The sequence below is a fragment of the Muricomes intestini genome (genome assembly GCF_004346165.1).
Classification (GTDB): Bacteria; Bacillota; Clostridia; order Lachnospirales; family Lachnospiraceae; genus Muricomes; species Muricomes intestini.
The window spans coordinates 22,913-36,910 of the sequence record NZ_SLZZ01000015.1 but is presented as its reverse complement, the minus strand read 5'-3'; the positions used below and the strand labels follow the sequence as shown (position 1 = coordinate 36,910).

The 13,998-nt window shown below is 45.1% G+C and carries 13 protein-coding genes; 8 read left to right on the top strand and 5 right to left on the bottom strand.

The features are described from left to right. Nucleotides 1-43 precede the first annotated feature (43 nt). Nucleotides 44-214 carry a 4Fe-4S ferredoxin gene (locus EDD59_RS11250; protein ID WP_089983509.1) on the bottom strand — a complete coding sequence of 57 codons (171 nt, stop codon included), beginning with the start codon at nucleotides 212-214 and terminating at the stop codon, nucleotides 44-46. 220 nt (nucleotides 215-434) lie between these two features. On the opposite strand from EDD59_RS11250, the gene EDD59_RS11245 reads away from it, so the two are divergent. After that, complete coding sequence (locus EDD59_RS11245) at nucleotides 435-1,595, top strand: substrate-binding domain-containing protein (RefSeq protein ID WP_132381891.1); 1,161 nt, start codon at nucleotides 435-437, stop codon at nucleotides 1,593-1,595. 74 nt (nucleotides 1,596-1,669) lie between these two features. On the opposite strand, the gene EDD59_RS11240 is transcribed toward EDD59_RS11245, so the two are convergent. From EDD59_RS11240 to EDD59_RS11230, 3 genes are all read right to left on the bottom strand, one after another. Next, nucleotides 1,670-3,085, bottom strand: coding sequence for a sensor histidine kinase (locus EDD59_RS11240; RefSeq protein WP_132381889.1), 1,416 nt, complete (start codon nucleotides 3,083-3,085; stop codon nucleotides 1,670-1,672). A 30-nt stretch (nucleotides 3,086-3,115) separates the two neighbouring features. Beyond that, on the bottom strand, nucleotides 3,116-3,817 hold the full coding sequence (locus tag EDD59_RS11235; RefSeq protein ID WP_132381887.1) for a response regulator: 702 nt from the start codon (nucleotides 3,815-3,817) through the stop codon (nucleotides 3,116-3,118). A 237-nt stretch (nucleotides 3,818-4,054) separates the two neighbouring features. Next, the gene (locus EDD59_RS11230) at nucleotides 4,055-6,430 is read right to left on the bottom strand and encodes an endonuclease MutS2 (RefSeq protein ID WP_132381885.1); all 2,376 of its coding nucleotides are present in this window, start codon (nucleotides 6,428-6,430) and stop codon (nucleotides 4,055-4,057) included. A gap of 254 nt (nucleotides 6,431-6,684) precedes the next feature. Between EDD59_RS11230 and EDD59_RS11225 the strand changes: the two genes are divergently transcribed. The 3 genes from EDD59_RS11225 to rlmD all read left to right on the top strand — a co-directional run bounded on the left by EDD59_RS11225 (nucleotide 6,685) and on the right by rlmD (nucleotide 10,436). Next, nucleotides 6,685-7,974: a S1C family serine protease gene (locus tag EDD59_RS11225; RefSeq protein ID WP_132381883.1), complete on the top strand. Its 1,290-nt coding sequence runs from the start codon at nucleotides 6,685-6,687 to the stop codon at nucleotides 7,972-7,974. An 82-nt stretch (nucleotides 7,975-8,056) separates the two neighbouring features. Further along, entirely contained in the window at nucleotides 8,057-8,998 is a 942-nt protein-coding gene (locus EDD59_RS11220) for a 3'-5' exoribonuclease YhaM family protein (protein ID WP_132381881.1), read from the top strand. A gap of 46 nt (nucleotides 8,999-9,044) precedes the next feature. Beyond that, nucleotides 9,045-10,436, top strand: a complete 1,392-nt coding sequence (gene rlmD / locus EDD59_RS11215; RefSeq protein ID WP_132381879.1) for a 23S rRNA (uracil(1939)-C(5))-methyltransferase RlmD — start codon at nucleotides 9,045-9,047, stop codon at nucleotides 10,434-10,436. 506 nt (nucleotides 10,437-10,942) lie between these two features. Here the strand turns inward: rlmD and EDD59_RS11210 are convergent. After that, complete coding sequence (locus EDD59_RS11210) at nucleotides 10,943-11,410, bottom strand: Rrf2 family transcriptional regulator (RefSeq protein WP_165920918.1); 468 nt, start codon at nucleotides 11,408-11,410, stop codon at nucleotides 10,943-10,945. 189 nt (nucleotides 11,411-11,599) lie between these two features. Here EDD59_RS11210 and EDD59_RS17970 point away from each other — a divergent pair, with 189 nt between their 5' ends. From EDD59_RS17970 to EDD59_RS11195, 4 genes are read left to right on the top strand one after another with little or no spacing between them, the layout of a single operon-like run. Beyond that, the gene (locus EDD59_RS17970; RefSeq protein ID WP_207670400.1) at nucleotides 11,600-11,926 is read left to right on the top strand and encodes an SDR family NAD(P)-dependent oxidoreductase; all 327 of its coding nucleotides are present in this window, start codon (nucleotides 11,600-11,602) and stop codon (nucleotides 11,924-11,926) included. After that, complete coding sequence (locus EDD59_RS17965; protein WP_207670399.1) at nucleotides 11,901-12,287, top strand: Rossmann-fold NAD(P)-binding domain-containing protein; 387 nt, start codon at nucleotides 11,901-11,903, stop codon at nucleotides 12,285-12,287. Before EDD59_RS17970 ends, EDD59_RS17965 begins: the two co-directional genes overlap by 26 nt. A 55-nt stretch (nucleotides 12,288-12,342) precedes the next feature. Beyond that, nucleotides 12,343-12,855: an NADPH-dependent FMN reductase family protein gene (locus tag EDD59_RS11200; protein ID WP_132381875.1), complete on the top strand. Its 513-nt coding sequence runs from the start codon at nucleotides 12,343-12,345 to the stop codon at nucleotides 12,853-12,855. Between the two features lies 1 nt (nucleotide 12,856). Beyond that, nucleotides 12,857-13,828: an NAD(P)-dependent alcohol dehydrogenase gene (locus EDD59_RS11195; RefSeq protein WP_132381873.1), complete on the top strand. Its 972-nt coding sequence runs from the start codon at nucleotides 12,857-12,859 to the stop codon at nucleotides 13,826-13,828. Nucleotides 13,829-13,998 lie beyond the last annotated feature (170 nt).

Here is a 13,998-nt window from a genome sequence, read left to right as displayed (position 1 = left end):
AATATCCCTCCTTACACGTTGTGATCACTTTACGGTATATGAATTATTCTGCTGAAATAGCACCTGTAGGACAGGCTGCCTCGCATGCCCCGCAATCTATGCAGGCATCAGCGTCAATAACGTATTTGCCATCGCCTTCAGAGATAGCGCCTACCGGACATTCACCTTCGCAAGAACCACAGCTTACGCATTCATCACTAATTACGTGTGCCATAGTATTATCCTCCTTTATGAAATCTTCGACAGAGCTTTTATGTAACTGCCTTAGCCTCATTCTAATACAAAAAAGGCAAATATACAAGCAGTTTTCATGCTCTAAATCAGGAACAATTATTAGGAGAACATAATAAATTTCGATAAACTTAAGAAAAAATTCCTTTATTTTTCACAAGATTAGTGTATAGTATATAAGTAGAAATTTGGAGGCAATCAATATGAATAGAAAATGGACAGCCATTGTACCTGCAATATTCGGCATCATGCTTACGGTTTCCGCTTGCGGCAAAGAAGATGCGCCGACATTTACAGGGAATATAACAGAGGAACCAACCTATCAGGATAGCTTGAACGTAATTTCACCGACGGCGTATAATAATGTGCGGGGACTTAAAGTAGAGCCGGGAGCATATATATCTATCATTGGAAGAGAGAGTGGCTCTGCCTATTGGAAGGAAATAAAAAGAGGTGCCCTGCAGGCGGCAGTGGACTTGAATGGAGCCCTGGGATATACCGGAGACGATGAGGTTAAGGTTACTTATAATGCACCGGAAGATGTGGAAAATATTGATGAACAGGTGAACCTTCTAGATGAGGAGCTTGCACGATATCCTGATGCCTTGGGAATTGCCAGCATTGATGCAGAAGCATGCAAGGTACAGTTTGATTTGGCCACAGAGAATGGAATCCCCATTATTGCTTTAGATTCAGGCAATTCTTATCAGGGAATACAGTGTACGATAAAGACAGATAATGCTGAAGCTGCGAAAACAGGTGCATACAAATTGAGCGACGAGATGGAAGACGAGGGAAGTGTTCTCCTCCTTGTACATGATTCAAAGTCAGCATCAAGTCTGGAGCGACTAAATAGTTTTAAGAGTGAGATAGAGGAAAATCACCCTGGAGTATCCATTACGGAAACGCTTTATTTGGACAAGATGGATGATATGAAAAAGGAGATTGCAGAAGATAAGAACAAGTCTAAAAAAGAGGATGAAAAGAAGATTACTTCCGAGGACCTTAACGATACAGATGTTGTGGCATATTATCTGGAAAAGCATCCGGACATTAAAGGTTGCTTTGGAACGAACATTACAGCGACACAGCTTGGCCTGAAGACACTGAAGCAGGAGGACAAGATAAAGGATGTGATATTGATGGGGTTTGATGCCGGGAAAGAGCAGTTAGACGCACTGAAAAGCGGTGACATCAAAGGGCTGGTGGTGCAGAATCCATTCGGAATCGGGTATGCATCTGTAATAGCTGCCTCAAGGTCTATACTGGAGAGCGGAAATGAGGCAGAAGTGAATACCGGATATATTTGGGTCACAGGGGATAACCTTGAGGAGGAATCTATACAGAATATGCTGTATCAATAGAAAGAGTAAATGTGTTACAGATTGAGGTTATGGGAGAAAACCCATAACCTCAATCAAATTTTAGAACTTTCGTTTTAACTTTTAGGATCGGGTTTACTTAAGGAAAAGATAAATTCGGTTCCCACCCCTTCTGTACTTATGACATTGATATGCTCATCATGGGCCTGTATAGCCTCCTTCACGATAGCCAGCCCTAGTCCGGTTCCCTTTTTGTCCTTTCCCCGTGAGAGATCGGATTTATAGAAACGCTCCCAGATTTTGTTAAGCTCTTTGCGGGGAATTCCAATGCCCGAATCTTTAACAGAAATGAAAATCTTCTCATTTCTCTGGCTCACTTCGATGATGACATCAGATTGATTTTCGCTGAATTTAATAGCATTGTCTATCAGATTATACAGAACCTGCTGAATTTTCCCTTTGTCTGCATATACAATGGGGGGATCGTGGAGCAGGAGCAGCCGGATGAATATATGCTTGCTGGTACACGCCCCCTCAAAGGAAGCGGCTGTATTTTTAATCATTTCCTGAATATCAAATTCGCTTTTCACGAGCATCATCTCTTTTGTATCAAATTCGTTCAGAGTGAGCAGATCTTTTGTCAGATCAGTCAGGCGTTCTGTCTCAAACAGAATGATATCTAAATATTTTCCGTGAAGTTCCGGTGGGATAGTGCCGTCTGTCATCGCTTCCACGTAACCTTTAATGGAAGTAAGGGGAGAGCGGAAATCATGGGAAACATTTGCCACAATTTTCTTTTGATACTCCTCCATATCTTTAAGCTGAGCAGACATATAGTTCATGGAAGCTGAGAGATAGCCTATTTCATCGTGGGTATAAACAGGAATTTCATAGGTCAGGTTGCCGGAGGCATATTGCTTCGCGGCCTCTGTAATTTGTCTTAAGGGACGGTATATAAAAAAATGAAACCCTAACAATATTATAAAAGATAAAATAAAAATAGCAGCAATTGTGATATAGACAGGGAACATCATCTGATCACAGACATCCTGTATATAAGAAACTGGTTTGTGGATTAACATATAGCCCTTGATGTAAAAGCCCCGGGTTACCGGGGCCATAACAGTTATCACATCTTCATCAAAATATCCGTGGTAGTTGCCGGTAATGTGCTGATTGCTTCCGATTTCCGCAGGATCAAAATTGTCAATTGCAGTGGGAGCCTTTGTATTGTCCAGGTTGGAAGACGTAATCAATACTCCGTCCGAGTCTACGAACCAGAGAGAAGAGTTCAGATATAATCTCATGGCATTGAGCTGGTTGTGGACGGCCCACGCAGAACCTCCTTCCATAAAATAGGAAGGAAGATAATCGTTGGAGATTAAGGTTGCCTCTTTGTACAGGTTACGGGAATCATTTTCCATTAATTTATCCATCATAAGCTGGCTTGTCAGAATGCTCACCGTAAAGAAGCTTAAGAAACCAAAAACAATATAGATACCGATAAATTTTAAGTACAGTGTACTTTTCATGTGGCACTTCCTCTTACTGATAAAGTATTGTTACTTTAATTCAAATTTATAACCGATTCCCCAGACGGTACTAAGTCCCCAGGAGGAATGGTCTTTAATTTTTTCGCGCAGGCGCTTAATGTGGACATCGACGGTTCTGGTATCTCCAATATACTCATAGCCCCAGATCTGATCCAGAAGCTGCTCCCGAGTAAATACCTGATTTGGGGAAGAAGCTAAAAAATAAAGAAGCTCCAGTTCCTTGGGCGGCATTTCCACCGGATGGCCGTCACAGACAACAGAATAATTGGTCAGGTTAATGGTCAGTCCGTCATACTCCACACATTTTGTTTTATCTTCGGAAGAAGCTTCTGCCTTAACCGGATGGTATCTGCGGAGAACAGCGCGGACCCGGGCTACCATTTCTTTTGAATCAAAAGGCTTCATGATATAATCATCTGCGCCCAGCTCCAGCCCCAGTACTTTGTCAAAGACCTCTCCCTTGGCGGAGAGCATAATAATCGGAACGGACGATTTGGCCCGGACCTCCCGACAGACTTGATAACCGTCAATGCCGGGAAGCATTAAATCCAGGAGAATTAAGTTCGGCTGATAACTCTCAAAAGCAGACAGTGCATCCTCTCCGTTATAAACAATCTTCGTATCAAAACATTCCTTCACCAGATAGAGCGAAATTAGCTCTGCAATATTTTCATCATCATCCACAATCAAAATTTTCTGTTTTGTAACCATGATGTTACCTCCTGTTTTCATTTGGGGTCTGACCCTTTTGCGGGCCGTTTTCTGAATATTCAGAAAATAGCTGATATCATTTTAAATGATACCTGCGGATTGCTACGCACTTTGTGCTCCCGCAATCCTAAAAACATTCGAAATCCGCCCTGCTCGGGCTACTCTCTCATGTTTTGCGGGTCCCAAAGTCATGCTTTTTCATGCAAGCATGAAACGCATGACCTTTTGACCCTGGTATCATTTTAATTCTACGATTGTGACACCGGCGTCACCTTCTCCAAATTCTCCCAGCCGGTATGATTTTACATGCTTTTGGCGGCGAAGGTATTCGTGAATTCCTTTTCGAAGAGCCCCAGTGCCTTTTCCATGTACCACGCGTACGGTGCCCAGGTGAGAGAGGAGGGCATCATCTAGGTATTTATCCAGCTCTGAAACGGCCTCGTCGACGGTCTTTCCGAGAAGATTGATTTCGGGGCTGACAGACAGAGACTTACTCATTTTCATCCTTCCTTTTGAGGTCTGTTTCATATTCCCGGACGTGTAGGAAGCCGCTTCGTCTACTATTTCCAGATCAGAAATATTTACCTGGGAGCGCAGAATCCCCATTTGCACTGTCAGGTTTCCGCGGGAATCCGGTAGTGAACTGACAGTGCCGGTTAAATTCAGGCTCAGTACGCGGACAGATTCCCCAAGCTTAAAATCTTCCGGCTTATATGATTTTTTCTGCTTTCTTGCAGGCAGGACATTGGCTGCGGAGGTCTCCTTTATCTTTTGGCGCAGGCGCTCACGCTCCTTTTCCATGTCCGCGGCCGAAACATTTTCCTTTCCAAACTTACGGAAGTTTTTCATGGTTTCATCAGCCATCTCTTTGGCCTCGCGCAAAATGGAGTTGGCTTTCTCATTTGCTTCCCTGAGAATACGTTCCCGTTGTTCCTCTGTCTTTTCCTGCTTTTGCTTTGCTTGAATTTTTAAGGCTTCTATTTCACGTTTATAGGCATTGATTGAGGCTTGTTCTTTTTCAATGGTGCGTTTGCTTGTCTCCAAATCAGCCAGCATATCTTCGAAGGAGACATCCTGCTCAGTCAGATGTTGTTTTGCATCTTCAATAATGTAATCCGGCAGTCCAAGCTTACCGGATATGGCGAAGGCATTGCTCTTTCCGGGGATTCCAACCAGCAGACGGTAGGTGGGCTTCAGGCTTTCTACATCAAATTCGCAGCTTGCGTTTTCCACACCCGGTGTGGTCAGTGCATAAATCTTGAGTTCACTATAATGTGTAGTCGCCATTGTGCGGATATTCCGATTGTGCAGATGAGATAAAATAGCAATTGCCAGTGCCGCACCCTCTGTCGGGTCTGTACCCGCACCCAGTTCGTCGAAGAGAACCAAGGATTTCTCATCTACATCCTGAAGAAAAGAAATAATGTTAGTCATGTGGGACGAAAAAGTACTTAAGCTCTGTTCTATACTCTGTTCATCACCTATATCCGCGTAGACCTGATGGAAAATGGCAAGCTCCGAGCGGTCCAGGGCCGGTATATGAAGGCCGGATTGCCCCATTAAAGTGAGCAGCCCCACCGTTTTCAGGGAAACTGTCTTGCCGCCGGTATTGGGTCCTGTTACGATTAACATGGTGAAATCTTCCCCCAGACTGACAGTAATCGGAACAACCTTTTTTTGATCCAGCAGGGGATGACGTCCCTCCCGGATATGAATGCGCCCTTCAGTATTCAGAACCGGGCGGCTGCCATTCATGGAAAGTGCAAGAGAGCCCCGGGCAAAGATAAAGTCCAAGTCTGTTAATATTCTATAATCGGTACGGATTTCTTCGATATACTCTGCAGCATCTGCGCTCAAACGTGCCAGGATAACCTGGATTTCTTCCTGCTCTTTGGCATAGAGCTCTTTTAGATCGTTGTTCAGCTTCACCACAGCCATAGGCTCAATAAATAAGGTGGAACCGGAAGAAGACTGGTCGTGTATCATGCCGTTCACCTGATTGCGGTATTCTGCCTTCACTGGGATACAGTACCGATCTCCGCGCATGGTGATAATGGGATCCTGCAGATAAGTGCGCAGTGACCCATTCACCAGATTGGTCAATGTAGCATGTACTTTATCATTGATAGAGCCGATGTTTCTGCGGATATTCTTCAAAGTGCTGCTTGCGTCGTCGCTGATTTCATCTTCTCCCGGGATACAGCGTTCAATCTCATTTGTCAGCAGTGTCAATGGCTCTAATTGCTCAAAATAGGTGTCCAGACAGTCAGACAAATTTTCCTGAGTATCGTGACGCCCGTAAGATTTGGTGCGGTCTGCCGTCTTTAAAAGCTTACAGATGCGCAACAATTCGCCGCTCCCAAGAACACCGCCGATTTCCAGTCGTTTCAAAGACTCTCCCACAGGAAAAGCATCACTGAGGGAAATTTTTCCTTTCTGGACAATTCGGGTAAATGCTGCTGCAGTCTGCTCTTGACAAGCATCGATGCGTGACCGGTCAGTCATTGGTTTTAGCTTTCGGCAAAGCTGCTTTCCCCTCATGGAGGAGGCTTGTTCCTCTAAAAGAGCCGTGATTTTATAAAATTCCAATTTATTTAAAGTTTTCTGATTCATAATGTTCACCTTTTATTCCCGCGAGCAACGAGCCAAGCGGAAATGCTTGCATTTCCATTTGGCGACTGCCGCGAGGGTCAAATACCCCGCAGCTTGCTGCGCTGCAAGTTTGATACCCCGTCAGCTTGCTTCGGGGTCTTTGACTTAAACTCATGAATATATTCTACCATATCTCGTTTAACATTAGTAGCTTAAATCTTGTTGAACATTTTTAATGAATAAGTTATACTATACCCTAAAGGAGAGCCGAGCCTATGCCGTACGATGAGAAGCCCAAGCAGGGACCGGATACAGGCCCCCAGGAAGAGAAAGAAGAAAAGTTCTCATTCATACAGGAAACGATAAAGCCGAAGCCAGTCACCAGAAGGAAAATTCTGACACAGCTTGCCAGGATAGTGATATACGGGCTGATTTTTGGAGCGTTTGCCTGCCTTGGTTTTTTTGCGCTCAAACCGTGGGTACAGAACAGGTTCCAGAACATTCCAAAGACAGTTACCATCCAGGAGGATGAGGACGAGGGCACGGTGCAGACAGCTCCTCCCGATACAGCAGAGGCGGTATCACCTGTGTTAAATGCAGACAGCTATAAAGAAATCATGAGAAGTATGTATGATATTGCAAAAGATGCCGGCAAATGCGTTGTTACTGTACAGCCTGCAGATAAGGAGAAGAGTTTTTCTTCAGAAGGCAGCGGCACGGAAAATAGTGTTGCCGGTTTAGTTGCTGCCGATAATGGAAAAGAACTTCTTATATTGTGTGACAATTCTGTGTGTGCAGATGCAGAGAATTGGACGGTTACATTTTCAGATGGCAGCCAATATGGTGCAACGCTGAAAAAGCAGGATAAGAACAGTGGATTTGCAGCACTTAGTGTTCAGCGTATAAATCTTACAACCAGTACGTGGAATTCGGTGCTGGTGGCAACTTTGGGCAATTCCAGTGTTACCACAGAGGGAGATGTAGTGATTGCTCTTGGAAATATGTTTGGCTATGCAAAGGGAACAGGTTTTGGAATTGTAAGCTCCAACATTTATGAAGAGTCAAAGGCAGATGGTCAGTACAATGTACTTACAACGGACATTCCCGCAGAAAATGGCGGAACCGGAATTCTGTTTAACCTGAAAGGTGAAGTCATCGGTATGATTTCCCCTGGCATTTGGGAAAATACTGAGGCAAACACTACAAAGGCACTTGCAATTTCGGATTTGAAATCTACAATAGAACTTTTAGTAAACGGTGAAAGTGTACCTTATGTAGGAATCTATGGCACTACAATTAATGATACCATGGCAGAGAAAGAGAACATGCCTGTGGGAATTTATGTCATTGAGGTAAACCCTGATTCCCCGGCCATGGCAGCAGGAATCCAGAGCGGAGATATTCTACAGGAGGTTTCAGAGGCAAAGGTTTCTAGTACATTATCCTATGAAAAAGCAGTTATGAGCAGCAAGGTAGGCGGAACTATAAAAATGAAAGGCAAACGCCGGGGGGCGAACGGATATGTAGATATAGATTTTAATGTAACAATAGGCAGTCTGGAATAAACATATCTTTGAGCAAAAGAAGAAACAGGCTGCCAGGTCACAGGGTAGCCTGAATTACATATAGAGATTGGAGAAGAAAATCATGAAATTTATCAATGAATTGCACGAAGGGGAGACAGTACGCGGAATCTATCTCTGCAGAGTAAAGCGTTCCGCAGAGACAAGAAATGGGAAACCCTACGACAATTTGCTGCTTCAGGATAAAACAGGAACTTTGGACGGGAAAGTGTGGGACCCAAATTCCCAGGGAATTTCGGACTATGATGAAAAGGATTTTATAGAGGTATTTGGTGACATAATCAATTATAATAATAATCTGCAGTTTAACATTAAACAGATAAGGAAAGCGGATAAAGGCGAGTACAATCCCGCAGATTACATGCCTACAACTGAAAAAAGTGTGGACGGCATGTATGCAGAGTTATTGTCCTATATCCGTCAGATATCGAATGCTTATCTGCGCCAGGCAGTCGAATATTATTTTGTGAAAGACAAAGAATTTATAGAAACATTCAAGGGACATTCTGCGGCCAAAACAGTCCATCACGGATTTGCCGGCGGGCTCCTGGAGCACACACTGAGTGTAGTAAAAATGTGCGAGTATTTTGCAGGAACCTATTCGATTCTCAACAAGGATTTACTCTATGCCGCAGCCATCTGCCATGATATCGGGAAAACAAGGGAGTTGTCTGATTTTCCCGACAATGACTATACAGATGATGGTCAGCTGCTCGGACACATTATCATCGGTGTGGAAATGATCAGTGATGCGGTCCGTGCGATTCCCGGATTCCCGGAGACCCTTGCAAGTGAACTGAAGCACTGCATCATAGCACATCACGGAGAGTTGGAATATGGGTCCCCAAAAAAACCGGCACTGCCGGAAGCATTTGCACTCAACCTGGCAGACAATGCCGACGCAAAAATGCAGACATTGACGGAGATATTTAAGAATAAGAGCAGTGCAGAGTGGCTGGGTTATAACAGGATGTTTGAATCGAATTTAAGAAAGACTTCTATTTAAAAGTCCTGTTTTGGTCTGTGTAAAGTCTGTGCAAAGGAGTACGTTTATGCAAAAAAATGACGTTGTTACAGTGACAATAGAAGATATAGGAGTAAATGGAGAGGGTATAGGCAAGGTAGACGGCTATACCCTATTTATTAAGGACGGAATTATCGGGGATACGGTGGAAGCTAAGATAATGAAGGCCAAGAAAAATTATGGATATGCCCGATTGATGAACATTATTGAGCCCTCTTCCTACCGTGTAGAGCCGAGATGTCCCATTGCGCGCAGGTGCGGCGGCTGTCAGCTTCAGGAAATGTCCTATGAAAAGCAGCTCGAGTTTAAGAATAATAAAGTAAGGGGAAATTTGGAGAGAATCGGCAGTTTTGCCCCGAAATTTCTGGAACAGGTCATGGAGCCTATTGTGGGAATGGATGAACCCTTTTATTACAGGAATAAGGCGCAGTTTCCTTTCGGAGCAGACAAAGAGGGAAACCCGATCACGGGGTTTTATGCAGGACGGACCCACAATATCATTGCAAATACAGACTGCGCGATAGGAGTGCCTGTCAATAAGGAAATATTAGGGCTGATACTGGCATTTATGAAGAAATATAAGGTGTCTGCCTATGATGAAAAAACAGGAAAAGGACTCATTCGTCATGCCTTGATACGATATGGTTTTACGACGAAGGAAATCATGGTCTGTCTTGTTATAAATGGGACATTGATTCCTCACAGTGAAGAACTGATAGAGGAGCTTCGGCAAGTTGAGGGAATGACAAGTATTTCAATCAGCAGGAATATTAAGAGGACCAATGTGATTATGGGGGACAGTTATAAAGTGTTGTGGGGACAGGGCTTTATAACGGATTATATTGGGAAGACTAAGTATCAGATTTCACCCCTCTCGTTCTATCAGGTCAATCCGGTGCAGACGGAAAAACTATATGGACTGGCACTGGAATATGCGGGGCTGCAGGGTGATGAAACAGTATGGGATTTGTATTGTGGTATTGGGACAATTTCCTTGTTTCTGGCACAGAAGGCAAAGAAAGTATATGGCGTGGAGATTGTACCCCAGGCAATAGAAGATGCCAGGAATAATGCTAAGATTAATAGGATCACGAATGCGGAATTCTATGTGGGGAAGGCAGAAGAAGTACTGCCGGAGTATTATAGGAAATATGGAGAGGAACATCCGGGAGAAGAGGCTCATGCAGATGTAATAGTAGTAGATCCGCCCAGGAAAGGGTGCGAGGAGTCAGTGCTGAAGACCATGGCAGAAATGAAGCCGGAGAAGATCGTGTATGTAAGCTGCGATTCGGCGACATTGGCACGGGATTTGAAGTATCTGCGGGGGAAAGGGTATGAAGTAGAGAAGGGGAGAGCGGTAGATTTATTTCCGATGACGGTGCACTGCGAGATTTGTGTCGAAATGTGTCGAAAAAAATAAGACATGAGACATCTACTTAAGGATCTCTTGTCTTATTTTTGTGGTGGATCCGGCGACGCACGTTTCTAACCAGTGAAAGTCCGGTCAAGGTAATTGCCAGTGAGCCTTGTAGCAAGCCTCCAGTGCTCTTGGGTGACTAATTGTGCTGAAACGAGGTAGACCTATGTGAAATAGGTGCAAATTAACAGTCCGTAACATTAAGTGAACTCTGCAGCATCGTTACCTTAGACCTCGTAAGAGGACAAAAGGGAGTCGGGTCATTGACTTTCGGAATGTTAAGACAGTTGGTGATGGAACAGAGGAGACTTTATGGCTTATACTTTTCTTGCCCGGACGATAATCACATCCGGTTTTTCTTTGTCCCCATAGCTTTCTTTATAAAATGTGTCTATCATGAAGGTATTTTGAAAGCAAAGATGCCATCCTCAGAAAGCAGTTTATAGACACAGTGAAATAATTCTGAACACTATACAATCAGTGTGTTGCTCATAATGTTCTCCTGTTTTCTAAAAATCGTCTGCAGCATGCTGCCTTGAGCACAGGGATAAATCGGATAACCGCTCCTTTGTTTCGTCCAGCAATAAGGCGACGCTCACTGCTGACAGCTTCTGCTTCATGGCATCGACGCTTTCATCCAAGTGCCCCTTCAGTACGCCGAAAATGTTGCTGCCAATGGGGCAACGCATATCAGACTGCTCATGAAACTGAAAGAACTGGTCAGGATCTGACAATTCGGCGGCCAGGAAGATATCCCATAAGGAGATGTCGTCCGCACTGCGTGCAAGCTTCGCACCGCCCGGTCCGGGAGAGATGGAGATCATACCGGCACCTTTCAGAGACTTGAAAATATTTCTGATGGTAACGGCGTTGGCACCTGTGCTTTTCGCCAGCATTTCACTGTTAATTTTTGTTTTCTCCCCGAAAGCGGCAATAATCATAAGAATATGCACGGCTAACGGGAATTTTGTACTCATTCGCATAATGGTTTACCTCAACTGTATTCTGCAATAAGGATAACATAAGAATCCGAAAAAGTAAATCTGTAGCCATTGACGTTACAAAAACTTTATGATAATCTGTAGTAAAACATACTACAATCTTTGTAGACCAATGGATACATTACAGAAAAAGGAATACCATTCAAAATGAAGGAGGTTACTGTTATGAAAACAATGCTTATTGCAGGTGCAGGAAAAGGGTTAGGATTGTCTCTGGCAAAGGCTTTTGGCAAAGAGGGATTCCAAATAGCTCTAATTGCGCGAAACGAGGAAAAGCTGCAGTCCATGGTCAAAGAACTGCAGGATCAGGGAATTGAGGCGTCTTATTATCCGGCGGATCTGACCAAAAAGGAAGCGGTGGAAAATGCCGTGGCTGACATCAAAGAAAAATACGGATCCATTGACGTCTTGGAGCTCAGTCCGGTACCCACCACTGCTCCCCCCCGCCACAGCGGTGAATGTTACGGTGGAAAATGCTACGGCGCCCTTTGAGGGGTTTGTGATTAGTGCTATCAATGTGGTCAATAGTGTGCTTCCAGATATGCAGGAACGCGGCGGGGGTGCTTTGCTGTTTACCACCGGGCTGTCCGCTCTGTATCCCATGTCAATGCTGGGGAACATTGGAATTGCTATGGCGGGACTTCGCAGTTATATCGCCAATCTGCATACAGAATTATCTCCAAAGGGGATTCTGGTGGCACACCGCTCCTTGGGACTGATGATGAAAGCCGGAACCGGCGGCGTCAATGATCCCGATACGATTGCAGAGATGTGGTACCAGGTATATTCTGAAAAGCTGGACGGGGAACAGGAATATCCAAAGGGCGTTACTCCGAAAACTATGGTGTTCTGACACGGAACCTGCGATCGAGAAAGCTTATAACTTATAACAGAGAGAGGGGCGGTAAATGGTCGACTTCAAGATTACTGTAGTCGATTTGTCATATATCCAGGAAGGAGAAATGGAGAAAATGAATGTCAAAGTAGTATACCATTCCGGACGATCCGGCAATACCAGGAAGGTTGCTGAAGCCATCGCGGAATCGTTTCATATCAGAGCGGAACGAATTGGCAAAGAAAAAATAGATTTCACTGCTCCGGTCGATCTGCTCTTTGTCGGGGACGGAATTTATTTTCACAAGCCCCATCGAAAGACGAGGGCATTCCTTCAGGGGATGAACCCTGAAATTGTAAAAAACGCCGCTGCCTTTGGAACCTATGGCAACCAGCTTGAGATTGGGGCTTTGATTGCAGCTTTATTAAGGGAACAGCAGATATCTATCGCAGGGGAACCGTTTACCTGCAAAGGAGATTCGCCGGGAACGGACAATAAGGGACATCCCGATGCGATGGATCTGGAAAATGCGAGGAGGTTCGCTCAGAAGGTGGCCGCTTCACTAAAGGAAAGAGGTGAAGAGTGAGATGAGAGCTGTTGTTTATACCGGGGTTGGAAAGACGGAGGAATCGCTCCGTATGGGAGAGATTGCAAAACCATCACCGGGGGCTCATCAGGTGCTTGTAAGGGTGAAGGCTTCTGCAATCACAAATATGGAGTATATGCGCTTTGGAAGCATCGGCCTTGGACGGGTGCTGAATCTGGCGATGCCTGCGGCCGGAAAGCCACTGGGCGTGGAGTTTGCGGGCATTGTGGAGGAAATTGGAGACGGTGTGAAAGGTCTGAAAAAGGGCGATGCGGTGTTCGGTCTCGCAAAAGGCTTTATCGGTGCCTGGGCGGAGTATGTGCTTGCCAATGAGAAAGAAGTGGCTCCAAAACCTGATTCGCTTTCCTTTGAGCAGGCAGGGGCATTGCCCACAGGCGGCATAACAGCACTTGGAGCGGTTTGCGCCGCAAAGATACGGCCGGGACAGGAAGTGCTGATACAAGGGGCATCCGGGGGTGTCGGGCATTTTGTCGTTCAGCTTGCCAAGGCATATGGTGGCATTGTTACCGCCGTGTGCAGTACGCGGAATGTGGAAATGGCGCAAGGCCTGGGGGCAGACCATGTGATTGATTATAAAAAGGAAGATATTGCGGGGACCGGAAAAACCTACGACAGGATCATTGCGGTCAATGGGTATCATCCCTTGTCGGTATATAAGAAGCTGCTGAATCAGGGCGGCAGGTATGTCTTAATTGGAGGCACGCCGAAGGCATTGAGCGGTATGGCGGCAGGACCGGTTCGTGCCATCGGGAGCGGGAAAAAATTCGGCTCAGCGGCTTTTCCCTTCCAGCCCAAAAGGCAGAGACTGGAGGAACTGGGCAGATTGGCGGACGAGGGCAAGGTCAAGCCGTATATAGACCATATTTACACGCCGGACGAAACGGCAAAAGCTATAGAGTATGTTCTGGCAGAGCATCCCCAAGGGAAAGTGGCCTTTCGGATGGAGTTTTAATCCTGCTTTTATTGCTTTTACGACAGCGGTGAAAAGCTCAGGAAGAGGTTTCCAGCTATTCGATTGGAACCTTCCTGTAGTTCGGGGAGAAGAGGATTTTCCGGTACAGGTAGGGGGGATTCCATAGGCTCCTCTGAAAATTTCCGAAAAACGGCTGGCATTGTGATACT